The sequence below is a fragment of the Bradyrhizobium sp. USDA 3315 genome (assembly GCF_054056795.1).
On sequence record NZ_JBSRYP010000001.1, the window covers coordinates 7203710 to 7230639 of the forward strand.

The 26930-nt window shown below is 65.5% G+C and carries 23 protein-coding genes; 12 read left to right on the top strand and 11 right to left on the bottom strand.

Annotation, left to right across the window (positions count from 1 at the left end):
* Positions 1-19: 19 nt before the first annotated feature.
* The 5 genes from accC to ACVIYL_RS33825 all read left to right on the top strand — a co-directional run bounded on the left by accC (position 20) and on the right by ACVIYL_RS33825 (position 5383).
* On the top strand, positions 20-1378 hold the full coding sequence (accC, locus tag ACVIYL_RS33805; RefSeq protein ID WP_028344933.1) for an acetyl-CoA carboxylase biotin carboxylase subunit: 1359 nt from the start codon (positions 20-22) through the stop codon (positions 1376-1378).
* Positions 1379-1477: 99 nt separating this feature from the next.
* A complete protein-coding gene (locus tag ACVIYL_RS33810) occupies positions 1478-3007 on the top strand; it encodes a sensor histidine kinase (protein ID WP_253608822.1) in 1530 nt (509 codons plus the stop codon).
* Positions 3004-3444, top strand: a complete 441-nt coding sequence (locus tag ACVIYL_RS33815) for a response regulator (protein WP_092084305.1) — start codon at positions 3004-3006, stop codon at positions 3442-3444. Before ACVIYL_RS33810 ends, ACVIYL_RS33815 begins: the two co-directional genes overlap by 4 nt.
* A complete protein-coding gene (locus ACVIYL_RS33820; RefSeq protein WP_253608823.1) occupies positions 3441-4532 on the top strand; it encodes a sensor histidine kinase in 1092 nt (363 codons plus the stop codon). Before ACVIYL_RS33815 ends, ACVIYL_RS33820 begins: the two co-directional genes overlap by 4 nt.
* A gap of 158 nt (positions 4533-4690) precedes the next feature.
* Positions 4691-5383, top strand: coding sequence for a hypothetical protein (locus ACVIYL_RS33825; protein ID WP_253636037.1), 693 nt, complete (start codon positions 4691-4693; stop codon positions 5381-5383).
* 25 nt (positions 5384-5408) lie between these two features.
* Here ACVIYL_RS33825 and ACVIYL_RS33830 read toward each other — a convergent pair whose 3' ends face one another.
* From ACVIYL_RS33830 to ACVIYL_RS33860, 7 genes are all read right to left on the bottom strand, one after another.
* Positions 5409-5735 (bottom strand): BA14K family protein, encoded by a 327-nt coding sequence (locus ACVIYL_RS33830; protein ID WP_253608825.1) that lies wholly within the window; start codon positions 5733-5735, stop codon positions 5409-5411.
* An 11-nt stretch (positions 5736-5746) separates the two neighbouring features.
* Complete coding sequence (locus tag ACVIYL_RS33835) at positions 5747-6055, bottom strand: hypothetical protein (RefSeq protein WP_253608826.1); 309 nt, start codon at positions 6053-6055, stop codon at positions 5747-5749.
* Positions 6056-6063: 8 nt separating this feature from the next.
* The gene (locus ACVIYL_RS33840) at positions 6064-7536 is read right to left on the bottom strand and encodes an efflux transporter outer membrane subunit (RefSeq protein WP_076832244.1); all 1473 of its coding nucleotides are present in this window, start codon (positions 7534-7536) and stop codon (positions 6064-6066) included.
* On the bottom strand, positions 7537-10821 hold the full coding sequence (locus tag ACVIYL_RS33845) for an efflux RND transporter permease subunit (RefSeq protein WP_253608828.1): 3285 nt from the start codon (positions 10819-10821) through the stop codon (positions 7537-7539).
* 3 nt (positions 10822-10824) lie between these two features.
* On the bottom strand, positions 10825-13932 hold the full coding sequence (locus ACVIYL_RS33850) for an MdtB/MuxB family multidrug efflux RND transporter permease subunit (protein WP_253608829.1): 3108 nt from the start codon (positions 13930-13932) through the stop codon (positions 10825-10827).
* Positions 13929-15236 (bottom strand): MdtA/MuxA family multidrug efflux RND transporter periplasmic adaptor subunit, encoded by a 1308-nt coding sequence (locus ACVIYL_RS33855; protein WP_456780633.1) that lies wholly within the window; start codon positions 15234-15236, stop codon positions 13929-13931. Before ACVIYL_RS33855 ends, ACVIYL_RS33850 begins: the two co-directional genes overlap by 4 nt.
* A 178-nt stretch (positions 15237-15414) precedes the next feature.
* The gene (locus tag ACVIYL_RS33860) at positions 15415-16860 is read right to left on the bottom strand and encodes a DASS family sodium-coupled anion symporter (protein WP_225162515.1); all 1446 of its coding nucleotides are present in this window, start codon (positions 16858-16860) and stop codon (positions 15415-15417) included.
* 223 nt (positions 16861-17083) lie between these two features.
* On the opposite strand from ACVIYL_RS33860, the gene aat reads away from it, so the two are divergent.
* Positions 17084-17764: a leucyl/phenylalanyl-tRNA--protein transferase gene (aat, locus tag ACVIYL_RS33865; protein WP_057019982.1), complete on the top strand. Its 681-nt coding sequence runs from the start codon at positions 17084-17086 to the stop codon at positions 17762-17764.
* Between the two features lie 107 nt (positions 17765-17871).
* Here aat and ACVIYL_RS33870 read toward each other — a convergent pair whose 3' ends face one another.
* Positions 17872-18870, bottom strand: a complete 999-nt coding sequence (locus ACVIYL_RS33870; protein WP_253608831.1) for a DUF2155 domain-containing protein — start codon at positions 18868-18870, stop codon at positions 17872-17874.
* 246 nt (positions 18871-19116) lie between these two features.
* Between ACVIYL_RS33870 and ACVIYL_RS33875 the strand changes: the two genes are divergently transcribed.
* From ACVIYL_RS33875 to ACVIYL_RS33890, 4 genes are all read left to right on the top strand, one after another.
* Complete coding sequence (locus ACVIYL_RS33875; protein WP_253608832.1) at positions 19117-19896, top strand: SDR family NAD(P)-dependent oxidoreductase; 780 nt, start codon at positions 19117-19119, stop codon at positions 19894-19896.
* Between the two features lie 111 nt (positions 19897-20007).
* The gene (locus ACVIYL_RS33880) at positions 20008-20949 is read left to right on the top strand and encodes an alpha/beta hydrolase (protein WP_456780634.1); all 942 of its coding nucleotides are present in this window, start codon (positions 20008-20010) and stop codon (positions 20947-20949) included.
* Between the two features lie 164 nt (positions 20950-21113).
* A complete protein-coding gene (locus ACVIYL_RS33885) occupies positions 21114-22337 on the top strand; it encodes a citrate transporter (RefSeq protein WP_456780635.1) in 1224 nt (407 codons plus the stop codon).
* A 9-nt stretch (positions 22338-22346) separates the two neighbouring features.
* Positions 22347-22886 carry a hypothetical protein gene (locus tag ACVIYL_RS33890; RefSeq protein WP_246715851.1) on the top strand — a complete coding sequence of 180 codons (540 nt, stop codon included), beginning with the start codon at positions 22347-22349 and terminating at the stop codon, positions 22884-22886.
* 247 nt (positions 22887-23133) lie between these two features.
* Here ACVIYL_RS33890 and ACVIYL_RS33895 read toward each other — a convergent pair whose 3' ends face one another.
* Together ACVIYL_RS33895 and ACVIYL_RS33900 are read right to left on the bottom strand one after the other, a co-directional pair.
* On the bottom strand, positions 23134-23352 hold the full coding sequence (locus tag ACVIYL_RS33895) for a hypothetical protein (protein ID WP_456780636.1): 219 nt from the start codon (positions 23350-23352) through the stop codon (positions 23134-23136).
* A 122-nt stretch (positions 23353-23474) separates the two neighbouring features.
* A complete protein-coding gene (locus tag ACVIYL_RS33900; RefSeq protein WP_310879417.1) occupies positions 23475-24413 on the bottom strand; it encodes a GlxA family transcriptional regulator in 939 nt (312 codons plus the stop codon).
* Between the two features lie 173 nt (positions 24414-24586).
* Between ACVIYL_RS33900 and ACVIYL_RS33905 the strand changes: the two genes are divergently transcribed.
* The gene (locus ACVIYL_RS33905; RefSeq protein ID WP_456780637.1) at positions 24587-25273 is read left to right on the top strand and encodes a DJ-1/PfpI family protein; all 687 of its coding nucleotides are present in this window, start codon (positions 24587-24589) and stop codon (positions 25271-25273) included.
* Between the two features lie 373 nt (positions 25274-25646).
* Here the strand turns inward: ACVIYL_RS33905 and ACVIYL_RS33910 are convergent, their stop codons facing one another.
* The gene (locus tag ACVIYL_RS33910; RefSeq protein ID WP_057019975.1) at positions 25647-26057 is read right to left on the bottom strand and encodes an NADH:ubiquinone oxidoreductase subunit NDUFA12; all 411 of its coding nucleotides are present in this window, start codon (positions 26055-26057) and stop codon (positions 25647-25649) included.
* Between the two features lie 268 nt (positions 26058-26325).
* On the opposite strand from ACVIYL_RS33910, the gene ACVIYL_RS33915 reads away from it, so the two are divergent.
* Positions 26326-26874, top strand: coding sequence for a BA14K family protein (locus ACVIYL_RS33915; protein ID WP_253608836.1), 549 nt, complete (start codon positions 26326-26328; stop codon positions 26872-26874).
* The last annotated feature ends 56 nt before the right edge of the window (positions 26875-26930 follow it).

The window sequence follows — 26930 nt, forward strand, 5'->3', positions numbered from 1 at the left end:
GTCAACACCAGGCGCTGCGATGTTCGACAAGATCCTCATAGCCAATCGCGGCGAGATCGCGCTTCGCGTGCTGCGCGCCTGCAAGGAGCTCGGCATCTCGACCGTCGCGGTGCATTCCACCGCCGACGCCGACGCCATGCATGTGCGGCTCGCCGACGAGAGCGTGTGCATCGGCCCGCCGCCGTCGAAGGATTCCTATCTCAACGTGCCGGCGCTGCTCGCGGCGTGCGAGATCACCGGCGCCGACGCCGTGCATCCCGGCTACGGCTTCCTGTCCGAGAACGCGCGCTTCGCCGAGATCCTCGCCGACCACAATCTGGGCTTCATCGGACCGAAGGCCGAGCACATCCGCCTGATGGGCGACAAGATCGAAGCCAAGAAGACCGCCAAGCGCCTCGGCATTCCCGTGGTGCCCGGCTCGGACGGCGCGGTGACCTCGGAGGCCGACGCGCTCGCGATCGGCAGAGACATCGGATTCCCGGTGCTGGTCAAGGCGGCGGCCGGCGGCGGCGGCCGCGGCATGAAGGTCGCCCATACTGAGGCTGACCTCGCGCTCGCGCTCTCGACCGCGGCCAACGAGGCCAAGTCGGCATTCGGCGACGCCTCGGTCTACCTGGAAAAATATCTGCAGAAGCCGCGCCACATCGAGATCCAGATTCTCGGCGACGGCCGCGGCGGCGCAATCCATCTCGGCGAGCGCGACTGCTCGCTGCAGCGCCGTCACCAGAAGGTCTGGGAGGAAGGCCCGTCGCCCGTGCTCGCGGCGGCGGCGCGCGCCAGGATCGGCGAGACCTGCGCCAAGGCGATGCGGGACATGAAATATCTCGGCGTCGGCACCATCGAATTCCTCTACGAGGACGGCGAGTTCTATTTCATCGAAATGAACACGCGCATCCAGGTCGAGCATCCCGTCACCGAAAGCATCACCGATATCGATCTCGTGCTGGAGCAGATCCGGATCGCCGCCGGCGGCGACCTTCCGGCCAAACAGGACGACATCGCGATCATCGGCCACGCCATCGAGTGCCGCATCAATGCGGAGAACCCGCAGACCTTCCGTCCCTCGCCCGGACGGATCACGCAATTCCATCCGCCTGGCGGCCTCGGCGTGCGGATCGATTCCGCCGTCTATCAGGGCTATGTGATCCCGCCCTATTACGACTCGCTGGTCGGCAAGCTGATCGTGCACGGCAAGACCCGCGGCGAATGCCTGATGCGGCTGCGCCGGGCGCTGGACGAGATGGTGGTCGACGGGATCGAGACGACGCTGCCGCTGTTCCGCGCGCTGGTGCGCGAGCCCGACATCATCGAGGGCGACTACCACATTCACTGGCTGGAGCAGTACCTCGCCGGTCAGCCGTCCGACGCCGCAAAATAGTTCGGAACTCCGTGGAACCCAGCCCTTCCTCAGACGTACTATAGGGTTATTGGCTTTCCACGGGGACGCGTTGAATCCCACTCCCATAGCGAGATCGTCGTGACGGTCGTTTCACGACGCCGATCGACGTTACAGATCCTCCTGCTGTCGGCGGGATTTTTCGTGCTGGTCGCGGTCAGCGTGGCGTCCGTCCTGCTGGTCAACAAGGCGCGCGAGGACAACGCCTGGGTGATTCACACCGTCGAGACCGACAGCCAGATTGCCAACCTGCTGCTCGACGTCAGGCGCGCCGAAAGCGCGACCAGGGCATATCTGCTGACATCAGCACCACAATACCTGTCCGAGTACCAGTCCGCGGCAGCGGGAGTCCCGGCCGCGCTCAACCATCTCCAGATGATGACCGTGGATAATCCGGCGCAGGTCGCCAATGCCGCGAAGCTCAAGGCCGCCGTCGAGCAACGGCTGGCCGAGTTCGCGCTCAGCATCGAGCGCGTCAAGAACAACGACACGGCGACCAGCGTCGACGTCCTGCGCAAGACCACATCGACCGATGCGGTCGAGGCGATCGCCCGGATCGCCCGCGACATCCGCACCGAGGAGGATCGTCTGCTGGCATTGCGCACCGCGACGGCGGACAAGACCCAGGTGCTGGCCTCCTCCGTCACGATCGCCGGCTCCTGCATGGTGCTGGCGCTCGCCGCCCTCTCGGTGGTGCTGCTGCGGCGATCGTCGCGGGCACGCGACGAGGCCGAGGCCAGGTTGCGCGACAGCAACGTCAATCTCGAAACCATCGTCGACGAGCGCACCTCCGACCTGCGCGAGGCCAACGAGGAAATCCAGCGCTTCGCCTATATCGTCAGCCACGATCTGCGCTCGCCGCTGGTCAACATCATGGGCTTCACCAGCGAGCTCGAGGAACTGCGCGGCGACATCTTCAAGCGGATCGCCACGCTCAATCGCGCCGCCTCGCTAGCGCCGGCGATGCCGGAAGACGCGACCGATGTGGCCGAGCCAGAGCTCGAAGGCTCCGACAAGCAGCTATCCGACGACTTCAATGAATCGCTCGGCTTCATCAAATCGTCGATCGCCAAGATGGATCGCCTGATCAGTGCGATCCTCAATCTCACCCGCGAGGGCCGCCGCGAGTTCAAGCCCGAACGCATCGATCTGCGCGAGCTGATCGACGGCATCGTCAAGACGATGGCTCACCAGGCCGTCGAGGCCAACGCGACCGTCGAGGTCGGCGCGCTGCCAAATATCGTCAGCGACCGCCTCGCGCTGGAGCAGATCTTCTCCAATCTGATCGACAACGCCCTCAAGTACCTCAGGAACGGCGTTCCCGGCGAGATTTCGATCGAGGGCCGCACCAAGCTCGGCTTCGCGATCTTCGAGGTCACCGACAACGGCCGCGGCATCGATCCCAAGGACCACCAGCGCATCTTCGATTTGTTCCGCCGCGCCGGAACCCAGGACAAGCCCGGTCAGGGCATCGGGCTTGCCCATGTCCGCGCACTTGTGCGCAGACTGGGCGGCACCATGTCGGTAGCATCGGAACTTCACAACGGCAGCACCTTCACGATTACGCTGCCTATCAATTGGTCAGGCAAGAACCGGGACAAAGTGACATGAGTGATCCAGTCACCATCATCATGATCGAGGACGACGAGGGCCATGCCCGCCTGATTGAGCGGAATATCCGGCGCTCGGGTGTCAACAATGAGATCATCCCGTTCACCAACGGTACAGAGGCGGTCAACTACCTGTTCGGCAAGGATGGCAGCGCCGTCGAGCGCAAGGGCCAGGCCCTGCTGATCCTGCTCGATCTCAATCTGCCCGATATGACCGGCATCGATATTCTGAGGCGGGTCAAGGAGAACAAATATCTCAAGTCGACGCCGGTGGTCGTGCTGACCACGACCGACGACTCCCAGGAGATCAAGCGTTGCTACGAGCTGGGTTGCAACGTCTACATCACCAAGCCGGTGAACTACGAAAGCTTCGCCAACGCCATTCGTCAGCTTGGCCTGTTCTTTTCCGTGATTCAGGTGCCGCCGGCTTCCGTATGACCAGCGCAACGCCGACACTGCTCTACATCGACGACGACGCGGCGCTGGCGCGCCTCGTCGAACGCGGGCTAACGCGCGCGGGTTATAAGGTCGTGCACGCCGCAAGCGGCCAGGAAGGCCTCGATCGGCTCGCCCAGGGCGGCATCGACGTCGTCGCGCTCGATCAGTACATGCCCGGCCTCGACGGGCTGGAGACGCTGGAGCAGATCCTCAAGATACCGGACGCTCCGCCGGTGGTGTTCGTCACCGCGTCGCAGGATTCGGCGATCGCCGTCACCGCACTGAAGGCCGGCGCGGCGGACTATCTGGTCAAGGACGTCAGGGGCGAGTTCATCCCCCTGCTCCAGGTCGCGGTGAACGGCGCGATCCGGCAGGCCGCGCTCCAGAAGGCGCGCGACGAGGCCGAGGCCGAGGTGCACGCCTCGCGCGACCGCTATGCCGCGCTCGCCGCAGAGCGTGAGGTTCTGCTCCGCGAGGTCAACCATCGCGTCGGCAATTCGCTGCAGATCATCGCCTCGTTGCTGCATCTGCAGGCCAACTCCTCGACCCAGCAGGATGTGAAGGCGGCGCTCACCAACGCGATGGGGCGCGTCGCGGCCGTCGCACAGGTGCACCGCCGCCTCTACACCTCGCACGACTTCAAGACGGTGATGCTCAACCAGTATCTCGAGGCACTGCTCGAGGATCTCCGGCGATCGGCCGAAGGCAACAAGATGTCGCGGCTGACCTTGAAGGCCGACCCGATCGAGATTGATCCCGACCGCGCAGTCGCGATCGGCATCATCGTCAACGAGCTGGTGATGAACGCCGTGAAGTACGCCTATCCCGACGGCGCCGGCCCGATCCATGTCGAGCTGAAGCCGCAAGGCGACGATCTGCAGCTCGCGATCAGCGACGACGGGGTCGGCTTTTCCGATAAGGCCGATCCGCGCGGCACCGGCATGGGCCAGCGGATCGTCAGCGCGATGGCAGCCAAGCTCGATGCCAGCGTCGAGCGCGACCCCGGCCACAAGGGCACCCGCTTCGTGGTGCGGTTCGCCCGCGTCAGCCCGGCGCTCGACAAATCGACAAGCGCCGCCGCCAGCTAATGCCGCCAATTTCAGCAAATTCGATTGATTTGTCCGGTTCGTTTTAACGACTGCGTCATGCTGTTGATCGATCGCTGCCCGCCAGGCCTGACCGTTTAAGAAAGTTCTGGGCGTCCTTTGCGATGCTTGTGCCGACTGCTTGGCAGGAGCGGCACGCGATGTTCGGGCGCAGGCCAGTTTTTGGAAAGAAGCAAGAGACGACCCAAGAGACAAACTCGGGCGAGCTCAAGGAGACCGTGCGTCCGGCGTCGGGCGCCGAGGGCGCGACGCCGGCTTTTCACAAGCAGCAGTGGGATCACCCGCTGATCGGGTCGATGCTGCGCGATGCAGGCTTCGCGCCTGATGGCGAAGCCAGCATCGTACCGACGGCAGACAATCGCCTTGCCGTGTTCGCTGCGGCCAGCAAGCGATTGCAGGACCGTACCGAGACCTTCAACCGCGACATGACGGCGCGGCACGGCCACTGCCACGCGGTGCCGTTCCTGGTCATCGACCAGAAAATCTGGGATGGACCGCAAGGCGCGTTTCTCTACGCGCAGATGGGGCTGATCGGCTACGACGAGTGGAACGTGATCATGCTGGCAGAAGACCCGCAGACCACGGCGTCATGCGGTCTCGCAGGCCATCCCGGCTTCCTTCCATCCGTGACGCAAGTCATGACCGAGCATGTGATCGCGTGGAAGGCGCGGCACAACGCCCTGCTCGAGACGTTCGGGATCACCGCGACCGGCGGCCGGGATATCTCGCACGAACAATACGAGATGGAAAAGGACACCTTGCGCAACGAAATCATCGACAAGGCCGGCTGGATGAAGCTGCGCATCATCGACGAGCTCTTGCGCAAGGCCTAGAGGCATCAAGCCTTTGCGAAGCGCCTCACTCGTGCCTGCCGCGGTGCCGGCGTGCGCGGTGCGGACGGCAGTCCTGGCACGGCGCGCCAAACACAACCTGCGACGGATAGGGTCGCGCGGAATGCCACGGCGTCGAGCCGAACAGGCCGGCCGCACCGAACCCCGCGCTGAAGGGATCGGCCGCGAAATTGCCGGGGAAATAGCCGTTGCTGCGAAAATCCCGGTCGTCGTCCCTGCCGTCGAAATACGCGCCGCCGGTGCTGCCGTAGCGCAGCGGCCGCTGCTGGGCCGATGCCGCGGCTACGCTGAGCGCGATGGCGGCGCAGGCGATCAATCCTCTCATGGCGATCATGGCCAGAACCCTCATTGCGGAAGGGTGCCCCAGTCGCCCTTCCAGGCGATCAGGCGTCCCTTGCCGAATTGCAGATAGAGCCCGTCGCTGCGCCTCGACAGCACGCTGCCCCTGACATTGGGCAGCGCGACGAACAATTCATTGCCCGGCGTGCCGCGCACATAATTCAGGGGAACGCCGAGCGACCGGCTGGCCTGGTCGGCGCTCATGCCGAAGGCGAGCGGAACGCTGTTGGGTGGACGTTGCTGCGCGCGGGACGCGCCGGTCGATACGCCGAGCCCGATGACGAGGGCAACGAGGAGTGTCGCGAAACGCTGCATGGCTGACCTCATGGCACTGCCGCCGCCAGCGTACCGGCGGGCGTCCAGCCGCCGCCGAGCGCCTGGAACAGGCTGCTCGCCGCCAGCAGCTTGTTGAGCCGGACCGTAACCAGATTGTTTTCTGCCGTGAACAGCGTCTGCTGCGCCTGCAGCACCGTGATCAGGTTGACCGTGCCGCCGCGCAGCTGCGTCTCGGCGACCTCGAACGCCTTGCGCGAGGCGGCGACGACGTCGGACTGCAGGCGCTCCTGCAATGTGTACTTCTGCAACGCGATCAGCGCCTTCTCGACATCGGCGAAGGCCGACAGCACCGCCTTGCGATAGGCCTGCAGGTTTTGCAGCTGCTGCCCCTTGGCGAGCTTGAGCTGGCTCTCCAGCAGGAAGCCGTCGAACAGCGGCTGGGTTAGCCCGGCGGCGAGCGTGTAGTACCAGGCGCCGGGCGCGAACAGCGCGGCGAGCGCCGCGCTCTGGAAGCCGGTAGTGCCGGTCAGCTGGATCTGCGGAAAGAATGCCGCGCGCGCCGCGTCGACGCTGAAATTGGACGACGCCAGCTGCGCCTCGGCCTCGCGGACGTCAGGCCGCTGGTAGAGCAATTCCGACGGCAGTCCCGGCGTGACGCGCGGCACCGCGATCTGCGTGGTGGACCCGCCGCGCACCTTGAAATCGGCCGGCGCGCGCGCCACGAGCACGGCGAGCGCCGCGGTGTTCTGCCCGACCGTTACCTCGAGCGGCGGGATCGCCGCGCGCTGCGTGGCGACCAGCGCCTCCTGCTGCGACAGATCCAGCTGCGAAGCGGTGCCGCCCGCAAATTGCGACTTGATCAGCGCAAGGATGCGCTCCGCCGCCGCGAGGTTGCGGCGGGTGACCTTGATCTGGTCCTGCGCCGCCAGCAGCTGGAAATAGGTATTGGCGACCGTCGCCATCGTGGTCAGCGCGACCACCTCGCGATTGTAGCGCGCGACGGTCGCGCTCTCCTCCGAGGCCGACAGCGTCGCGCGGTTCTTGCCCCAGAAATCGACGATGTAGCTTGCGCTCAGCCCCAGGCTGTACTGCGAGAAAGTGCCGCTGGTGCCGAACGACGAACTGGATCCCGTTGCCACACGCTGACGCTCGGCGTTCGCCGATCCGGAGATGGACGGCAGCAGCGCGGCGCCGGACACGCCGACCTGGGCGTCGGCCTGCACGATCTGGGCGATCGCCACCGCGATGTCGAGATTGTAGAGCTGCGCGGACTCCATCAGCCCGGTCAGTTCGGGCGAGCGGAAGCCGCGCCACCAGGCAAGCGCCGGAACAGCCGCGTCGGCATCGCCTTTGGCCGCAGTCTTGTAGCTCGCCGGCACTTCGAGGCTGAGCTCCGGCTTCTCCGCCCCGGGAATACAGCCGGACAGACCGAGGCTGAGGCCGCCGAACGCCGCCACGCGCAGAAACCGGATCGGCTTGCGCATCAACTGAAGATTTCGCAACGCTGTACCTGTCGGCATTTACTCGCCCGGTTGAAGTGAGGAGCCCGGCGTCCGCATCGCGCCGCCACGGCGCGCGCGCTGGGCCCACAGGCGGAACCGGTCGAGATAGAGGTAGATAACCGGCGTCGTGTAGAGCGTGAGGACCTGGCTCAGGATCAGGCCACCGACGATGGCGATGCCGAGCGGCTGCCGCAGCTCGCCGCCGTCGCCCATGCCGATCGCCAGCGGCACCGCCCCGAGCAGCGCGGCCATCGTCGTCATCATGATGGGGCGGAAGCGCAGCAGGCAGGCCTCCCGGATCGCCTCGAGCGGCTCCAGCCCGCGCCTGCGTTCCGCCTCCAGCGCAAAGTCGATCATCATGATGGCGTTCTTCTTCACAATGCCGATCAGCAGGATGACGCCGATCAGCGCCATGATACTGAACTCGGTCTTGAATGCCATCAGCGCCAGCAAGGCGCCCACACCCGCCGAGGGCAATGTGGACAAGATGGTCAGCGGATGGATGTAGCTCTCGTAGAGCACGCCCAGCACGATGTAGATCGCCACCAGCGCGGCCAGGATCAGGAACGGCTGGTTGCTCAGCGAGTCCTGGAACGCCTTGGCGGTACCCTGGAAGGTGCCGCGGATCGTGGCCGGGACCCCAATCCGGTTCATGGTCGCCTCGATGCTGCCGACCGCCGTGCTCAGCGACACGTTCGGCGGCAGGTTGAACGAGATGGTGTTGGCGACCAACAGACCCTGGTGATTGACCGCAAGCGGCGTCGCGCCCTGCTTGAATGCTGCAACTTCCGACAGCGGGATCATGGTCTCGCTGCTGGTGGAGACGGCCGATCCGGTCGAGGCAACGCCCTTCCCGGTCGAACCGATCGAGTTGGTGGCCTGGTTGCGCGCGGCCTGGGCGTTGGCTGCACTGGCCGCGCTGGAGTTGCCTGGGGCGACGACCGTGCCTGCCACCGCGTTGGTCGATTGCGAGCCGCCGACCGATCCGCCGGACGTGCTGATATAGACGTCCTTCAGCGTCTCCGGGTTCTGCCAGTAGCGCGGCGCGACCTCCATGATGACGTGATACTGGTTGCGCGCGACATAGATCGTCGACACCTGCCGCTGGCCGAAGGCGTCGTAGAGGGTGTTGTCGATCTGGCTCACCGTGATGCCGAGCCGGGCCGCGGCGTCGCGGTCGATCACGAGATCGGATTCCAGGCCCTTGTTCTGCTGGTCGCTGTTGACGTCGGCGAGATCAGGATCGCGCTGCAGGGCCGCCGCGATCTTCGGCGTCCATTCATTGAGCTCCTCCAGCGTCGATCCCTGCAGCGTGTACTGATACTGCGCGTTCGAGGCCCTGCCCCCGACCCGGATGTCCTGCACCGCCTGCAGGAACAGGCTCGCGCCCGGCACCACCGACATCTCGCGGCGCAGCCGCGCGATCACGCCGTCGGCGCCGATCTTGCGCTCATCAAGCGGACGAAGCGAGACGAACACGAAGCCGGAATTGGTCTGCCCGCCGCCGGTGAAGCCGACCGCCGTCTCAACCGCCGGATCGCGCTTGATGATGCCGACGAACCGCGCGAGCTTCTGCTGCATCAGCTGGAACGACACGCTCTGGTCAGCCTGGATCGAGCCGACCAGCCGGCCGGTGTCCTGCTGCGGGAAGAAGCCCTTCGGGATCACGTCGTAGAGATAGAAGTTGAGGCCGAACACCGCCGCCAGGATCAGCATCACCGACAGCGGATGCACCAACGCCGCGGTCAGCGTTCTGCGGTAGAAATTTAGCATCGCCTCGAAGAAGCGCTCGCTCGCCCAATAGAGCCGGCCATGGCCGCCGGTGTCCGGCTTGAGCAGCACGGCGCACATCATCGGCGTGGTCGCCAGCGAGACCGCGAGCGAGATCAGGATCGAGATCGAGATCACCATCGCGAACTCGCGGAACAACCGCCCGACGATGCCGGCCATCAGCAGGATCGGGATGAACACCGCGATCAGCGAGATGCTCATCGACAGCACGGTGAAGCCGACCTCGTTGGCGCCCTTCAGCGCCGCCTCGAGCGGGCTCAGACCGTCCTCGATGTAACGGGTGACGTTCTCCAGTACCACGATGGCGTCGTCGACCACGAATCCGGTCGCGACCGTCAGCGCCATCAGGGAGAGATTGTCGAGGCTGTATCCGAACAGGTACATCGCCCCGAAGGTCGCAACCAGCGACACCGAGACCGCCACCACCGGAATGAAGGTGGCCCGCGCATTGCGCAGGAACGCGAACACCACGATGATGACCAGCAGCACCGCCAGAACGAGGGTTCGTTCGACGTCCCGGAGCGAGGTGCGGATGGTGGTCGAACGGTCGACCGCAAAGCCTATATCGATCGCCGGCGAGACTGACGCCTGCAGCTGCGGCATCACCCCCTTCACGAGGTCGACGGTACTGATGATGTTGGCGTTCGGCTGCCGGTAGAGGATGATCAGCACCGCCGGCTTGCCGTTGGCGAGCCCGGCATTGCGCAAATTCTCGACGCCGTCGGCTACCTCGCCGACGTCGGAGAGATGAACCGGTGCGCCATTACGGTAGGCCACGATCAGCGATTTGTAGTCGTCGGCCTTGTTGGCCTGGTCGTTGGCGTAGACCTGGTAGCGCTGGTCGCCGACGTCGATGCCCCCCTTGGGGCTGTGGGCGTTGGCGCTCGACAGCGCCGCGCGGACGTCTTCCAGCCCGATGCCGTATTTGTAGAGTGCCTGCGGGATCAGATCGACGCGCACGGCCGGCAGCGAGCTGCCGCCGACCACCACCTCGCCGATGCCCTCGACCTGCGACAGCTTCTGCGCCAGCACCGTGGAGGCGGCGTCGTAGAGATCGCCGCGCGTCAGCGTATCCGACGTCAGCGTCAGGATCAGGATCGGCGCGTCGGCCGGGTTGACCTTGCGGTAGGTCGGATTGCTGCGCAGGCTGGTCGGCAGGTCGGCCCGCGCCGCATTGATCGCGGCCTGCACGTCGCGCGCCGCGCCGTTGATGTCGCGGTTCAGCCCGAACTGCAGCGTGATGCGGGTCGCGCCCACCGAGCTCGACGACGTCATCTCGGTGACGTCGGCGATCTGGCCGAGATGTCGCTCGAGCGGACTTGCGACCGTGGTCGCGACATCCTGCGGGCTGGCGCCGGGCAGCGTCGCCTGCACCGAGATGGTCGGGAAATCCACCTGCGGCAGCGGCGACACCGGCAGCTTGAAGAACGCGACAATGCCGGCCGCCGCAAGCCCGAACGTCAACAGCGTCGTTGCCACCGGCCTACGGATGAAGGGCGTTGACGGATCCATGGCTCAACGCGACCCGCTCGCCTCGCCGATCTCGTCCGCCCGCCCGGCAAATCGCAGCGCGAGGCGATCGAACCAGAGGTAGATCACCGGTGTCGTGAACAGGGTCAGCAGCTGGCTCACCAGGAGGCCGCCGACGATCGAAATGCCGAGCGGATTCCGCAGCTCGGACCCCGCGCCGCTGCCGAGCATCAGCGGCAGCGCGCCGAGCACAGCTGCCATCGTCGTCATGATGATCGGCCGGAACCGCAGCAGGCAGGCCTGATAGATCGCCTCCCGCGGCGGCTTGCCCTCGTTGCGCTCGGCATCGAGCGCGAAGTCGATCATCATGATCGCGTTCTTCTTCACGATGCCGATCAGGAGGATGATGCCGATGATCGCGATGATCGTGAGATCCTGTCCGGCCATCATCAGCGCCAGCAGCGCGCCGATCCCGGCCGAGGGCAGCGTCGAGAGGATGGTTAAAGGATGGATGAAGCTCTCATAGAGCACGCCGAGCACGATATAGACCGTGATGATCGCGGCGAGGATCAGGAACAGCTGGTTGGACAGCGAGGACTGGAACGCCAGCGCCGCGCCCTGGAAGCTCGTGATCATGCCGAGCGGCTGGTTGATGTCGGCCTGCGCCTGCTTGATCGCCGTCACCGCCCCGCCGAGCGAGGCGCCGGGCGCCAGGTTGAACGAGACGGTCGCCGACGGGAACTGGCCGAGATGCGAGATCTGCAGCGGCGCGGTCTCCACCCGCATCTTGGCCATCACCGACAGCGGCACCGGCGTCGAGCCCACCGATGACGGCAGGTAGATCGACGACAGAGAGTCCAGCGAAGTCTGCAGCGACGGATCGGCCTCGAGGATCACGCGGTACTGGTTCGAATTGGTGAAGACGGTCGAGACGATGCGCTGGCCGTAGGAATCGTACAGTGCGTTGTCGATCGTCGCCGGCGTGATGCCGAACCGCGCCGCCTGGTCGCGGTCGATGTCGACGAACACCGAAAGCCCCTGCGCCGAAATATCGCTCGTGACATCGCTGAGCTGGGGCAATTCCCGGAGCTTGTCGACCAGCTTCGGCGTCCATTCCGCAAGCTCGTTCGGATCGGCATCCTGCAGGATGAACTGGTACTGCGTCCGGCTCACCGTGCCTTCGATGGTGAGGTCCTGGACCGGCTGCATGTAGAGCGTGATGCCGGTCAGCGCCGCCGTGCTCGCCTTGATCCGGTCCATGATCGTCGAGACATTGGCCTTGCGCTGCTCATGCGGCTTCAGATTGATCAGGATGCGGCCGCTGTTCAGCGTGGTGTTGGTGCCGTCGACGCCGATGAACGACGACAGGCTCTGCACGTCCGGATCCTTCAGGATCGCGCTGGCGAGCCGCTGCTGCCGCTCGGCCATCGCCGCATAGGACACCGATTGCGGCGCCTCGGAGATCGCCTGGATCACGCCGGTGTCCTGCACCGGAAAGAAGCCCTTGGGGATAACGACGTAGAGCAGCGCCGTCAGACCAAAGGTGGCGAGCGCGATCAGCAGCACGAAGGTCTGGCGATCCAGCACCCAATTGAGCATCCGGGCGTAGATCGCAATGACGGCCTCGAAGCCTTCGCGGCTGAGCCGCTGGAAGGTGTTTTCCCGCGCCATGGCCTCCGGCTTCAGTAGCTTGGCGCAGGCCATCGGCACCAGGGTCAGCGACACCACGGCCGAGATCAGGATCGTGACCGACAGCGTGATGGCGAATTCGCGGAACAGGCGGCCGACGACGTCGCCCATGAACAGCAGCGGGATCAGGACCGCGATCAGCGATACCGTCAGCGAGATGATGGTGAAGCCGATCTGCTCCGACCCTCGCAGCGCCGCCTCGAGCGGCGACTCGCCCTCCTCGATGTAGCGCGAGATGTTCTCGATCACGACGATGGCGTCGTCGACCACGAAGCCGGTCGCGATCGTCAGCGCCATCAGCGACAGATTGTTCAGGCTGAAGCCGAACAGATACATCGCGCCCAGCGTGCCGACCAGCGATAGCGGCACCGACAGGCTCGGGATCAGCGTGGCGCGGGTCGAGCGCAGGAACACGAAGATCACAAGCACGACCAGGATCACGGCGAGCGACAGCTCATATTCGACGTCGCGCACCGAGGCCCGGATCGTGACGGTGCGGTCGGTCAGGATATTGAGGTCGATCGCGGCCGGCAGCGTGGCCTGCAGCTGCGGCAGCAGGTCCTTGATGCCCTGCACCACCGAGATGACGTTGGCGCCGGGTTGGCGCTGGATGTTGAGGATGATCGCCGGCGTCTCGTTCATCCAGGCGCCGAGCTTGTCGTTCTGCGCGCCGTCGACGACGTTGCCGACATCGCTGAGGCGGACCGGCGAGCCGTTCTTGTAGGCGATGATCAGCGAGCGGTAGTCGCTGGCATTGCGGATCTGGTCGTTGGCATTGATGGTGTAGGCGCGCATCGCGCCGTCGAAGTTGCCCTTCGGCGTGTTGACGTTGGCGTTGCCGAGCGTGGTGCGGAGATCGTCGATGTTGAGGCCATAGGCCGCGAGCTTGCGGATATCAGCCTGGATGCGCACCGCGGGCCGCTGGCCGCCGCTGATGCTGACGAGGCCGACGCCCGGCAGCTGCGAGATCTTCTGCGCCAGCCGCGTGTCGACGAAATCCTGTACCTGGGTCAGCGGCATGGTCTTCGAGGTCAGGCCGAGGGTCAGGATCGGCGCATCGGCCGGATTGACCTTGGCGTAGATCGGCGGCGCCGGCAGGTCCGACGGCAACAGATTGCCCGCGGCATTGATCGCGGCCTGCACCTCCTGCTCGGCGACGTCGAGCGAGATCGACAGGCCGAATTGCAGCGTGATCACGGACGAGCCCGCCGAGCTCACCGAGCTCATCTGGGTCAGGTTCGGCATCTGGCCGAACTGCACCTCGAGCGGCGCCGTCACCGACGAGGTCATCACGTCGGGGCTCGCGCCCGGATAGAAGGTCTGCACCTGGATGGTCGGATAGTCGACCTCCGGCAGCGCCGCGACCGGGAGAAATCTGAACGCCAGCATGCCCGACAGCATGATGGCGATCATCATCAGGGTCGTCGCTACCGGCCGCAGGATGAATGGCCGCGACGGGTTCATTTCTTCTGCCCGTCCTCGGACCGCTTGTGGTGGCCGCCTCCGGGATCAGCGCCGTCCTTACTATCTCCCTTGCTATCTCCCTTCGCCGCCCCCTTGGCCGCAGCGGCAGGGTTCGCGGCATCGGCAGCGGAGCGCACGACCACCTTCGCGCCCTCGCGCAGCTTGTCGGCGCCGTCGATCACGATGCGATCGCCGGCCGCGAGCCCGGACAGCACCTCGACCCGGTCGCCGTCGGTGACGCCGAGCTTGACCGGCCGCACCGAGACCGTGCTATCGGCGTTGACGAGATAGACGAAGGTGCCGGGGACACCGCGCTGGATGCCGGCGGTCGACATCGTCGTCGCATCCTTGTGGGTATCGAGCAGCAGGCGGACGTTGACGAACTGGTTCGGAAACAGCGTGCGCTTGTCGTTCTCGAACTGCGCCCGCAGCTTGATGGTGCCGGTGGTCGCATCGATCTGGCTGTCGAAGGTCTGCAACGATCCCTCGGCGAGCTTGTTGGCGCCGCTGCGGTCATAAGCCGCCGTCGGCAGCACCGCGCCCTCCCTCAACCGCTTCGAGACCGCCTGCAGATTGTCCTCCGGCAGCGTGAACAGCACGCTGATCGGCTCGAGCTGCGTGATCACGACGAGGCCGTTGGTATCGCCGGGCGTCACATAGTTGCCGAGATCGACCTGGCGCAGTCCGACGCGCCCGTTGATCGGCGACACGATGTGACAATATTGCAAATTCACCTCGGCCGACTTCACCGAGGCGCGATCGGCCTCCACCGTGCCCTGGTACTGCGCGACCAGCGCGACCTGGGTGTCGAGCGTCTGATGCGGCACGGCGTTCTGCGCGGCGAGGTTCTGGTAGCGGGTGAGATCGACCTGGGCGCCCTTCAGCTGCGCCTCGTCGCGGGCGAGCTGGCCCTTGGCCTGCGCCAGCGTCGCCTCGTAGGGGCGCGAATCGATCTCGGCGATCAGGTCGCCCTTCTTGACCTCATCGCCCTCCTTGAAATCGATGTTCATCAGATAGCCGCTGATCTGGCTCCTGATCGTCACGGTCGCGAGCGACGTCACGGTGCCGAGCGCATTCAGGCTGACGCCGATATCGCCCTTGCCGATCGTCTCCGGTACGATCGACATCGGCCCGGCGTTGCGCCCGCCACCGGCCTGCGGCGGCGCGGCCTGCTGCCGCGTCCACCAGACGATGCCGGCCAGCACCGCCAGCACGAGACATCCCGTCAGAAACCCCCGCCAACGCGATCCTCGCCTGGTTCGCTCGGGCGCCACAATCGACGGGTCTTTGATCTGCTGGTCCATAACCTGCCCACGAAGAAACACGAATGAGCTCGCGCGGCTCTATGTGTCCCCTGAACTCCGCGCGCGCCACATCCGACGAAGCATTTTGAAGGCTTCTGCCGGACAAAGCGCGTTAAGAATTGTAAAGGATAGCGGCTCTTCCCGGTCGGCCGCTGTTTCTCGCTGGATTGTGGCTATTTTACCCGATCATTTGTAACCAAGGCAACACGATCAGCAACAATCCGGCAAAGTAGATCAGGCCGAAGATCAGCCCGAATTTCCAGAAGTCGCCTTTGCCGATATAGCCGCTGCCGTAATACATCGGCGCCGGTCCCGTGGCATAGGGCGAGATCACGCCCATCAGGCCCAGCGAATACACGCAGAGCAGCATCAGGGTCTGCACCGACAGGCCGGGAATGCTGGAGCCGACGGCGAGCACCACCGGCAGCACCGCGGCGGTATGCGAGGTGATGCTCGAGAAGAAATAGTGGATCCAGAAGAAGAAGGTGACGAGCAGGATCATCCCGACCATCGGCGACGTGCCGGAAAGCGGCTTGGCATAACCCTCGGCCACCCATTTGATGAAGCCGATCTCGTTGAGGCCGGACGACAGCGTGAGCAGCGAGGTGAAATAGAAAAATACCTCCCACGCACTCTTCTCCGCGACGATGTCCTCGAACGCGATCACGCCGGTCAGCAGCATCAGCGAGATCACGACGAACACGACCGTGGTCGCGTTGATGAAATTCGAGCCGAGCAGCGGCACGCTGATGTTGGGGTTGGAGCCGCAGATCCACAGGAACATCGCGAGCACCACCAGCACCGCCATGATCCATTCGTGCCGCGACGGCGGCCCCATCTTGGCGAGCTCGCCCTCGCTCCAGGTCACGATCTCGGGGCTCTCCTTGATCTCGGGCCGGCAGACCAGATAGCTGAGCAGCGGCACCAGCAGCAGCAAGAGGATCCCGAGCGGCGCGAAGCCGATGAACCATTGCGACCAGCCGACCTCGATGTTGACGAGCTTCTTGGCGATCGAGAGCGCGGCGGCGTTCGGCGCCAGCGCGGTCAGGAACAGCGAGCTGGTGACGGCCGTGGTCGCGAACGCGGTCCACATCACGAAGGTGCCGATCTTGCCCGCGGTCGGGCCGGGCTCGGAGCCGTAGATGCGCGGGATGTTGCTGACGATCGGATAGATGGTGCCGCCGGAGCGCGCGGTGTTTGAGGGCGTCGCCGGCGCCAGCACGAGATCGGAGAACGCCACCGCATAGCCGAGCCCGATGGTGCGGCGGCCGAGGCCGCGCACCAAGAGCAGCGCCAGCCGGCGGCCGAGCCCGCTCTTGCGATAGCCGATCGAGAACACGAAGGCGCCGACGATCAGCCACACCGTGCTCTCGGAAAAGCCGCCGAGCATCCAGCGCAGCGATTTGTTCGGGTCGTGCTCGACATAGCCGCCGATGCCGGCGACCGTCAGGCCGATCAGACCGACCGCGCCGACCGGCATCGATTCAAGGATCAGCCCGGTGATCACGGCGGCGAACACCGCGAAATAGTGCCACTGATTGGCGTTCAGCCCCGAAGGCACCGGGACCAGATAGATCACAAGCCAAACCAGCAACGGCGCAAACGTCCGCCATGACCATTTCATGCAGCGTCCCCCTCACCTGTGTCGATTGTCGGGCGCGCAAGCCGCCGTGTCCCGGCAGCGCCGCCATCTTTTTGTTGCAATCTAGCACGACCGCGCAGTCCGTCTCGGGAAACTGCTGCGGAACGGCGCGGCTTGTGGAGGAACCAGCGCGTTTCGTCAACACGTAGCGTCCCGGTGGCAGCCCCCATCGCAAGACCGCCCGCGCTTTGCTATCCTTGGCGGTATGACGTCACGCGACTCCGCCTCCTCCGAGATCACGCCCGAGGTGCTGCTGCGCGCCTATGCCTGCGGCATCTTCCCGATGGCGGAGAGCGCCGACGATCCGACCCTGTTCTGGGTCGAGCCGGAATTGCGCGGCGTGATTCCGTTCGACGGCTTCCGTGTCGCCTCCCGCCTGGCGCGCACCGTGCGCTCCGATGCCTTCACGGTCACCGTCGATACCGCGTTCAAGGCCGTGATCGCCGGTTGCGCGGCGCCGCAGCCCGGCCGCGACGACACCTGGATCAACAGGCGCATCCGCGATCTCTATGTCGGGCTGTACGCGTCGGGCCATTGCCACAGCGTCGAGGTCTGGCAGGACGACAATCTGGTCGGCGGGCTCTACGGCGTCAGCCTCGGCCGCGCCTTCTTCGGCGAAAGCATGTTTCACACCACGCGCGACGCATCGAAGGTCGCGCTGGTGCATCTGGTGGCGCGGCTGATCGCGGGCGGGTTCGAACTGCTCGACACGCAATATGTGACGGAGCACCTGAGGACGTTCGGCGCGATCGAGATCTCGCGGCGCCGCTATCGCACGCTGCTCGACAAGGCGATCACGGGCGCGCCGGCGGATTTCCGCAGGCTCGACGCCACCCAGCCGGTCAAAGGTGCCGACGCGCTGGCAATCATCGCCGAACGCAATTGAACGGTTGATCGCGTAGCCCGGATGAAGCGAAGCGCAATCCGGGACAAGTCTGTCCGCGGAGAGAAACCCGGATTTCGCTGCGCTTCATCCGGGCTACGCCGTGCTTGCTAGTTCCCAAACAATCCGCCGAACAACCCGCCCGGCCGCTGCTGTTGTTGGGGCGGGGGAGGTGGCGGCTGCTGCTGGTATTGCGGCTGCGGCGGCGGACGCGGCGCGGCCTGCTTCGGCGGCGCGCGCTTCTGGGCCGGCGGCGGCGGAGGCGTCGGCGCCTTCGGCGGATCGGGCGCGGCGGTCACGATGGTCTGGTCCGGCCCTTTGCAGTCGGTCAGCCAGATGTCGTAGATCGGATGCTCGACGCCGTGCAGGCCGGGGCTCGCCGCGAACATCCAGCCCGAGAAGATCCGCTTCACCTCGCCCTGCAGCGTGATCTCGTCGACCTCGACAAAGGCATCGGTGTTGGCGGCTTCCGTCGATGGCCTCGTGTAACAGGCATCGGTCTTCACCCGCAGCGCGCCGAACTGCACGGTCTCGCCGATATCCTCGTCGAAATTGATGATGCGCCCGGTGATCTTGTCGAGACCGGAGAAGCTCGCCTTCTTGTTGGTGATCTTGGTCGACGGCGGCTCCTGCACGACCTCGTCGCCCGGCTGCAACGTGGCAGGCGTCTGCGGCGGGGTGCCTGGGGGCGTGCCCTTGGGACGCTGCCCCGGCGGCAGCGGGTTGGCGCCGGGCGGCGTATTGGCGACGGCGGGACCGCCGGGTTGCGGCGGCTGCACTGCGACACCGGGCTGGGTGCCCTGCGGAGCCACCGTCGAGCCCGGCGGCGGCGCCAGCGGCTGCGACTGCACGCTGCCGGGCGGCGGCACCGCCTGGCCTGGCGGCAGCGCCCGCGGCTGTGTCGGCAGCAGACGGCCGCGCGGCAATTCCGGCACTTCCTCGTCGTCGTCGCTGGGAGGAGCCGGCTGACCACGCGGGATCGAGCCGGGCGGACGCGGCGCGGGATCGGAGAAAATCGTTCCGATCTGCGCGCGCGCGGGCGGCGCAAGCGAGATGGTTGAGGCGGCAACCAGGGCCGCAAAGCCAGTCAGGGCAACGGTTCGAAGCATCTCGCGCGGCTTTAAAGGGCGAATCGGGCTCGCGACAGTCTACCTTGATATCGGCCGCTCGCAGGCCACCGGTTAACACGCCGAATACGGCGGGGAAAGGGCACCCGGCCACCTCTCCCCGGTCCACTGGGCAGCCTCTGGTCACTCCTGGGAACACGTGTGATAGTCCTCACGCTGAAGGCACGCCGCCGCGCGTGAAAACCAGGAAAATCCGGATCGAACCGGACCAGCCAGAGGAAACCCACCATGCCCGATCGCATCAGGCTCGACGGCCGCGTCGCCGTCGTCACCGGGGCTGCCGGCGTCATCGGAACCGCCTCGCTCCAGCTGCTCGCCGAACGGGGTGCGCGGATTGTCGCAGTCGACCGCAAGGGCGCCGATCTCAAAGCCGCCATCAAGGACCTGCCGGCCTCGGCCGAGGCCCTCGCAATCGAAGCCGACGTCACCGACGAGAACGAGGTCAAGGACTATGTCCGCGCCGCCGTCGACCGCTTCGGCACCATCGATGCCTTCTACAACAACGCCGGCGTCGAGGGCGACATCAGGCCGATCCCCGAATATTCGCTGGAGAGCTTTCGCCGGGTGCTCGACGTCAATGTGGTCGGCGTCTTCCTCGGCATGAAGCATGTGCTGCCGGTCATGCTGAAGCAGAACAAGGGCAGCATCATCAACACCGCCTCGATCGCCGGCCTTGTGGGATCGCCGATGATCGCGGTCTACAGCGCGAGCAAGCACGCGGTAATCGGGCTGACCAAGAGCGCGGCCTGGGAATGCACCGGCACCGGCGTGCGGGTCAATTGCGTCTGCCCCGGCATGATCGAGAGCCGGATGCTGAGCACGATCCTGCAGGGCCGCTCCGGCGGCAACGCGCCGCCGCCGATCGAGAAGATCGTCGACCGCATCCCGGCGCGCCGGCTCGGCCTCGCAAGCGAGGTCGCCTCCATTGTCGCTTTCCTTGCCTCCGACGAGGCGAGCTACGTCTCCGGCTCCGCCTACACCGTCGACGGCGGCCGCACCGCCGCCTGACACGACCGTCATTCCGGGATGGTGCGCAAGCACCAGACCCGGAATCTCGAGATTCCGGGTTCGATGCTTCGCATCGCCCCGGAATGACATCACCAAAAGAAGGTCCCCCCAATGCCCGTCGTTCTCGATCCCGATGCCGCTGCCGTCTACAAGGCGTTCCAGGAGGCCGGCCGTCCCGCCTACGAGACGCTGACCGCGCCGGAAGCGCGCGACTATTACCGAGCCGCCCGCGTCGTCTCCAATCCCGAGCCGCCCGCGCTGCAATCGAGCAAGCCGCTCGCGATCCCGGCGCCGCACGGCACGATCCCTGCCCGCATCTACACGCCGAACACGCTGCGCAAGAAAGACGGGCTCGCGCCCTGCCTGGTGTTCTTCCACGGCGGCGGCTGGGTGATCGGCGACCTCGATACCCATGAGGTGGTTTGCCAGAAGCTTGCCCATGAGGGCGAGCTGATCGTGATCTCGATCGATTATCGGCTCGCGCCCGAGCATCGTTTCCCTGCCGCGGTCGATGACGCCATCACCGCGCCCCGATGGGTCGCCGCCAATGCCAGGGATCTCGGCATCGACGCCGCGCGCCTGATCGTCGGCGGCGACAGCGCCGGCGGCAACCTCGCGGCGGTGGTTGCCCTGACCGCCCGCGACGGCGGGCCGAAGCTCGCGGCCCAGCTGCTGATCTATCCCGCGACCGATTTCTCGCGGAAGCATCCCTCGCATCGCGAGCCCGAGACCAGCATCCTCCTGACGCATTCGGTGATCGGCTGGTTCGCCAACCATTATCTCGGTGACGCCGACAACAACGACTGGCGTGCCTCGCCGGCGCGCGCGAAGGACTTTGCCGGCTTGCCGCCGGCCTATGTGCTGACCGCCGGCGCCGATCCGCTCCGCGACGAAGGCGACGAGTATGCGAAATTCCTCAAGGACGCCGGCGTGCCGGTGACCTATCGGCATTTCCCCGGCCAGTTCCACGGCTTCTTCACCATGGGCAAGCTGCTCAATCAGGCCAATATCGCGGTGACCGAGATCAGCGCCTGGCTGAAGACGCTGGGCTGAGCAATCGGACCCGCGGCGACGTGGCTGGCGTCGTTCCCGATCGGGGCTCGCGAGCGCATCGCGAGCCTCTTGCGGCGTTAGTGCGCCTTGAAGTTCCCCACGCCGCGCGATAGTGCCGCCGTCAGCGCTTCACGCCGCCGGGCACTCCAGCCATCGAGATCGTCTTGCTCACGCCACTCCTCGTCTACGGTATCCCGCTCGATTTCATCCTGTTCGCGCTGACGCTGCTCGGCGTCGCGATCTTCCATCACCACACGCTCGCGGTGGCGCTGACGGGCCTTGCCGCGATCGTCGCCTACAAGCTGCTGTTCGCGGGCTTTGCGAAATTCGGCGCGGGCCTGCCCGGTCTCGCGCATCACATGGAGCATGAGTGGGTCACGCTCGCCAACCTGTTTCTGCTCCTGATGGGCTTTGCGCTGCTGTCGCGCCATTTCGAGGAGAGCCGCATTCCCGACGAGATGCCGGCGCTGCTGCCCGATGACTGGAAGGGCGGACTGATCCTGCTGGTCATCGTGTTCGTGCTGTCGGGCTTCCTCGACAATATCGCGGCCGCGCTGATCGGCGGCACCGTGGCCCGCCACGTGTTCCGTGGCCGCGTCCATATCGGCTATCTCGCGGCCATCGTCGCCGCATCGAATGCCGGCGGCGCCGGCAGCGTCGTCGGCGACACCACGACGACGATGATGTGGATCGACGGCATCAGCCCGCTCACGGTCGTGGAGGCATATGTCGCAGCCATCGTCGCGATGCTGGTGTTTGCGGTGCCGGCCTCGCTGCAACAGCACCGCTTTTCGCCGATCGTGAAGGATGCACCGTCCGGCCTCAGAATCGACTGGGCGCGGGTTGCGATCGTGGCCGTGATCCTGCTCGCCGCGCTGACGGCCAATGTGACGGCCAATCTGAAGTTCCCCGCGCTGCTCGATACGCTGCCCGTGCTCGGGCTCGCGGTCTGGGCCGCGATCCTGGTCACCTCGGTGCTGCGGCGGCCGGACTGGTCGGTGATGCCCGAGACGCTGAAGGGCACCGTCTTCCTGCTCGCGCTGGTGACGGCGGCCTCGATGATGCCGGTGGAGAAATTGCCCGCCGCATCGTGGCAGACCGCGCTCGGGCTCGGCTTCGTCTCGGCGGTGTTCGACAATATTCCCCTGACCGCGCTGGCGCTGAAGCAAGGCGGCTATGACTGGGGCTTCCTCGCCTACGCGGTCGGATTTGGCGGGTCGATGGTCTGGTTCGGCTCGTCGGCGGGCGTTGCGGTGTCCAACATGTACCCGGAAGCCAAATCGGTGGTCCGCTGGATCACCCAGGGCTGGCCGATCATGGCGGCCTATGTCGTCGGCTTCTTTGTGATGCTCACACTGCTTGGCTGGCATCCCGACGCGCCACATTGACGCAACACAATGCTGCAGCGCACAATTGCGCTTACCTCAAAACTGTGGAAAATCGAGACAATTCCGTTGACATTGCTAAACTCCATTCGCCGTAACAAGTTATGGAGAGTTCGCATGAGTGTTAGTGCAGAAGTCCTCGCCCGCGCTCCGTCGGAGCAGATGGAGGACGAAATCAACACGGTGACTTCGCATCGACCACGCAGCAACATCCGGCCCCTCTCACCGATGCCGGACTATGTCGAGCATCGCAACGGCGTCAACGAGGTGGGCAAGCTGTCGGCCGAGGCGGTCGTGCGCGAATATGAAGCGGCGGTGAAAGAGATCGAGGCCCTTGGATCGGAACTGCAATTGGCCGCGAAGAACTGCGAGGTCATGGTCGCAGGCGTTCATGACATGATCGCCGAGATCAAGGAGTTCGCTGCCGGTTACCGCGATCAGGGCAAGCGTTTCTTCCTGCAGATCGAAGCCGTCTCGTTGATGACCGCGGAGGTCAGGGATACCTGCGAAGCACTCAAGAAGAAGATCGCAACCGATACATTGGGCCAGTGATCTTTCGGTTGAAGCACGGTTCGTGATCAGAGCATCCGTGGATCTCTGCGATCGTGGGCTGATCCTGTATTGGTGAATGACTGCGCTATTCCGGCGCGGTGGAACCGTTAGTTCTATTCAAGACCAAGTCGCTCAAGACTAAGTCGTTCAACATCTTGCCCCGCTTCGGCGGGGCATTTTTTGTTGCGAGACGAGTGATCTCTGCACGGGCTGCGTCCTCGAACCGGCCGGACCTCCGTCCATGCCCTTAACGTGCGTCAGTTGCACGCCCGGTCATGTCCGTTGCCGGAGGCAAATCGGATATCGCGGACCAGCGATCGCTGAAATCCCTGGCCGGGAGCGCGTCCGTGCCGGCGACGGCAATGCCGTCGGTCCGGGGCGCGTGCGACTTGATGGTCGCGGCGGTCGCGGTGACAGCCAGCAGGGCGACAGCCACGAACCCGGTAATCGTTCGATGCTTTGTCATTAGAACCTCCTCGGGTCCCCAATGCCCACTTAACGTGGGTCACGGGAACCCTCGCCAGGTTCATCACTGCAAAGACAACATGGATCGGGTGAAATCGGACAACGAGCTTGTCCCAAACTCGCCTACCCTGCCCGCGCCGCACGCCGCAGTGATTGCGGCGGCTGGCCGAAGGCGCGGATGAAGGCGCGGCGCATCCGCTCGGGATCGCGGAAGCCGGTGATCTCGGCGACGCGCTCGATCGCCTCGCCCGACGACTGCACGCGCTGCCGCGCGACTTCGATCCTGAGCCGCTCGACCGCTTTCGATGGCGTCGTGCCGGTCTCCGCGATGAAGGCGCGGGTGAAATGCCGCGAACTCATCCCGGCCTTGTCGGCGAGGTCCTCGACCGTCAGCGGCGCATCGAGATGCTCGCGCGCCCAGGCGAGCAGCGGCCCGAACCGGCCGTTCGGCGTCTTCAATTCCAGCAGCGAGGAAAACTGCGACTGCCCGCCGCTGCGCCGATGATACAGCACGAGTTGCCGCGCGGTGTTCTGCGCGACCTCGTCGCCATAGTCCTCGGTGATCATCGCGAGCGCGAGGTCGATGCCAGCGGTGATGCCGGCCGAACTCCAGATATTGCCGTCACGCACGAAGATCTGGTCCGGCTCGAGCTTGATCTTCGGATAAGTCTTCACGAAATGCGGCGTGCGCTGCCAATGCGTGGTGGCGCGGCGGCCGTCGAGCAGGCCCGCCTCGGCCAGCACATAGGCGCCCGAGCAGACGCTGGCGACGCGAATGCCACGGCCGGCCATCCGCCGCACGAATGACAGCGTGGCTGGACAGGTCGCCGGCGTGCGCACGCCGTTGCCGCCCGCAATGATCAGCGTCGTGATCGCCGTCGATGGCTTGAGGCCGCGCGCGAGCATCTCGACACCGGACGAAGAGCGCACCGGTCCTGCCTTCACCGCAAGCGTCCTGATCGCTGGCGCGTTGTTGGCGAAGCGCGCCGCGATCTCGAAGGCCGCGATCGGCCCGGCCGCGTCGAGCAGCTGGAAGTCGGGAAAGATCAGGATGCCGATCATCGCCAAATCCTCGCAGGTGACGTTACTTTCTTGGCGATCCTCTCTCAGGAGCCTTGCGTCTCTTGGGAGCCTTGCTTCAGGAGACCTACGTCCGAAAATGAGGGAAATACGCCATTTTGGACGAGAGGCCATCATGACATCGTGGTTCCGTCAAGCGCTATTTGGAGCCCCCGATGACCGAACCCCTGCAGATTGGATTGCTCGTCTTCCCGAAGGTGACCCAGCTCGACCTGACCGGTCCGCTGCAGGTGTTCTCCTCGGTCCCCGGCGCCAAGGTCCATTTGATCTGGAAGCGCATCGAACCCGTTCCGACTGATTCCGTCATGGTCCTGACGCCGACCACGACCTTTGCCGACTGCCCGCAGCTCGACGTGATCTGCGTGCCCGGCGGCTTCGGCACCGACGACATGGTCGGCGACGAGGAGATGCTGGCCTTCCTGCGCAAGCAGGCCGAGGGTGCGAAATACGTCACGTCGGTCTGCACGGGATCGCTGGTGCTCGGCGCGGCCGGCCTGCTCAAGGGCTTTCGCGCCACCACGCATTGGAGCTCGATCGATTTCCTGTCGGGCTTCGGGGCCATTCCGACCAGGACGCGCGTCTGCGTCGACCGCAACCGCTTCACCGGCGGCGGCGTCACCGCGGGCATCGACTTCGCGCTGACGCTGGTGTCGGAGCTCGTCGACCGCAAGACCGCGGAAGCGATCCAGCTCAGGCTCGAATACAACCCGGCCCCGCCGTTCAACGCGGGCTCGCCGGACACCGCACCGGCCGAGATCCTCGCTTTCATGAAAGAGCGGATCGCGCCGTCGCAGGCGCGCCGCGCCGACTTGATGGGCCGTGCCGCGGCACGGCTGTCCTGACCTGATCGCCGCAAAGAAAAAGGCCGCCCGGTTTCCCGAGCGGCCCTTCCTGTCTCACGGTAGCCTCACATTTGCGGGCGATTTCAGGACGTCTGTACCGGGGGCCTATCTCCCGGCCGCATCCAACTCGGAGGCCGCTGCACATCGGGACAGTCGCGATCTGGAGCCCGATCCGACGCGATGGTTTCCCATCTCCGTAAGATGGCCCTATTGAGCCGCGAACCCGCGCCCGGCGCAAGCGGGCAGCATCGGCTGCGGCCCATCTGTCCCCGCTGTTACCGTTGTTCACAGGCGCGCGCTTGCGCTGCCGGGCGCGTGTGCGATGCACGCGCGTCGTTACGCACGTGCACGTCAGAACAACAATGCGTGAAAGTCAGCTTCCCGGCGTCCAGGCGTGATAGTCGCCGGTCGCCTTGGGGCGGCGGCCGCTCGCCAGCGTCGAGCCGGACGGGCGGTAAGCCTGCGCGGTGCCGGTCAGGTTCGGCAGATGCGGCTTCTCCCATTCGCGCGCCTGGTAGCTCTCCTCGGTCGGCGGCACATCAACCGTGTGATGCAGCCAGCCGTGCCAGCCGGCCGGAATGCGGGAGGCTTCGGCGTAGCCGTTGTAGACCACCCAGCGGCGCTCGAAATGCAGCGTCGGGTCGATCTCACCGCCCTTGGTGCGGTAATAGCGGTTGCCCTGCTCGTCCTCGCCGACCAGTTCGCCGAATCGCGAGGTCCACAATTGCGTGCCAAAGGTCTGGCCATTCCACCAGGTGAAGAATTTCAGCAGGAATTGTTTCATGCGTGGCCGGTCGTCGGTTCGATGCTATGGGCTCTGATGCCACCTCATTCCCCAAATGTCCAGCCGCCGCCAAGGTAGCCCCGCACCCCTCGGACAGCCCCCGGTTTATGCACCCAGTTGGCGACCAAATGACGCGCTCACGAGGAGTTTTGTTCAGCTGCCATACATGAGCCGCCGGCTACGCGAAGATGACCCACAATCAATGTGGAGCACGGGAACGTCCGACCACAGAGATGGTTAGACATTCACCGTTTTGATGGAGTCCAAAATGATCAATATGAAGGTTCTGAGCACCGCCGCGGCTCTGGCGCTTGCGCTGCCGTTGGCTGTGGCGCCGACCGTTTCGTTCGCCCAGTCTGCCGCACAGATGGGTGCGATGGGCGGCGGCGGTGGCCACGTTGGTGGTGGCGGCGGTGGTGGCTTTGGCGGCGGCGGCCGCGGAGGTGGCATGGGCGGCGGAGGCGGCGGCTGGCACGGCGGCGGTGGCGGCGGTCACTGGGCCGGTGGTGGCGGCGGCGGTTGGCGCGGCGGTGGCGGCTGGCACGGCGGGTACCATCGTGGCGGCGGGTTCTGGCCCGGCGCGGTGGCCGGTGCGGTCGTCGGCGGCGCGCTCGCCTCGGGCGCGTATTACGGCTCCGGCTATGGCTACGGCCCCGGCTATTATGACGACAGCTACGGCTATTACGATGAACCGTCTGTCGCCGTGGAGGTGCCGAGTGGCGGCGGCGCCAGCTACTGCGCGCAGCGCTACAGGTCTTACGATCCGGCCTCGGGCACCTATCTCGGCTACGACGGCCGGCGGCATCCCTGCCCGTAATGAAGGCCTGAATTCTTGATTGCAAAAGGGCGGCGCCAGCGCCGCCCTTTTTGATG

Coding starts and splice junctions, on each gene's coding strand:
- accC (WP_028344933.1), top strand. CDS start 20: ATGTTCGACAAGATCCTCATAGCCAATCGCGGCGAGATCGCGCTTCGC.
- ACVIYL_RS33815 (WP_092084305.1), top strand. CDS start 3,004: ATGAGTGATCCAGTCACCATCATCATGATCGAGGACGACGAGGGCCAT.
- ACVIYL_RS33820 (WP_253608823.1), top strand. CDS start 3,441: ATGACCAGCGCAACGCCGACACTGCTCTACATCGACGACGACGCGGCG.
- ACVIYL_RS33825 (WP_253636037.1), top strand. CDS start 4,691: ATGTTCGGGCGCAGGCCAGTTTTTGGAAAGAAGCAAGAGACGACCCAA.
- ACVIYL_RS33830 (WP_253608825.1), bottom strand. CDS start 5,735: ATGATCGCCATGAGAGGATTGATCGCCTGCGCCGCCATCGCGCTCAGC.
- ACVIYL_RS33835 (WP_253608826.1), bottom strand. CDS start 6,055: ATGCAGCGTTTCGCGACACTCCTCGTTGCCCTCGTCATCGGGCTCGGC.
- ACVIYL_RS33840 (WP_076832244.1), bottom strand. CDS start 7,536: ATGCCGACAGGTACAGCGTTGCGAAATCTTCAGTTGATGCGCAAGCCG.
- ACVIYL_RS33845 (WP_253608828.1), bottom strand. CDS start 10,821: ATGGATCCGTCAACGCCCTTCATCCGTAGGCCGGTGGCAACGACGCTG.
- ACVIYL_RS33850 (WP_253608829.1), bottom strand. CDS start 13,932: ATGAACCCGTCGCGGCCATTCATCCTGCGGCCGGTAGCGACGACCCTG.
- ACVIYL_RS33855 (WP_456780633.1), bottom strand. CDS start 15,236: ATGGACCAGCAGATCAAAGACCCGTCGATTGTGGCGCCCGAGCGAACC.
- ACVIYL_RS33860 (WP_225162515.1), bottom strand. CDS start 16,860: ATGAAATGGTCATGGCGGACGTTTGCGCCGTTGCTGGTTTGGCTTGTG.
- aat (WP_057019982.1), top strand. CDS start 17,084: ATGACGTCACGCGACTCCGCCTCCTCCGAGATCACGCCCGAGGTGCTG.
- ACVIYL_RS33870 (WP_253608831.1), bottom strand. CDS start 18,870: ATGCTTCGAACCGTTGCCCTGACTGGCTTTGCGGCCCTGGTTGCCGCC.
- ACVIYL_RS33875 (WP_253608832.1), top strand. CDS start 19,117: ATGCCCGATCGCATCAGGCTCGACGGCCGCGTCGCCGTCGTCACCGGG.
- ACVIYL_RS33880 (WP_456780634.1), top strand. CDS start 20,008: ATGCCCGTCGTTCTCGATCCCGATGCCGCTGCCGTCTACAAGGCGTTC.
- ACVIYL_RS33890 (WP_246715851.1), top strand. CDS start 22,347: ATGCTGCAGCGCACAATTGCGCTTACCTCAAAACTGTGGAAAATCGAG.
- ACVIYL_RS33895 (WP_456780636.1), bottom strand. CDS start 23,352: ATGACAAAGCATCGAACGATTACCGGGTTCGTGGCTGTCGCCCTGCTG.
- ACVIYL_RS33900 (WP_310879417.1), bottom strand. CDS start 24,413: ATGATCGGCATCCTGATCTTTCCCGACTTCCAGCTGCTCGACGCGGCC.
- ACVIYL_RS33905 (WP_456780637.1), top strand. CDS start 24,587: ATGACCGAACCCCTGCAGATTGGATTGCTCGTCTTCCCGAAGGTGACC.
- ACVIYL_RS33910 (WP_057019975.1), bottom strand. CDS start 26,057: ATGAAACAATTCCTGCTGAAATTCTTCACCTGGTGGAATGGCCAGACC.
- ACVIYL_RS33915 (WP_253608836.1), top strand. CDS start 26,326: ATGATCAATATGAAGGTTCTGAGCACCGCCGCGGCTCTGGCGCTTGCG.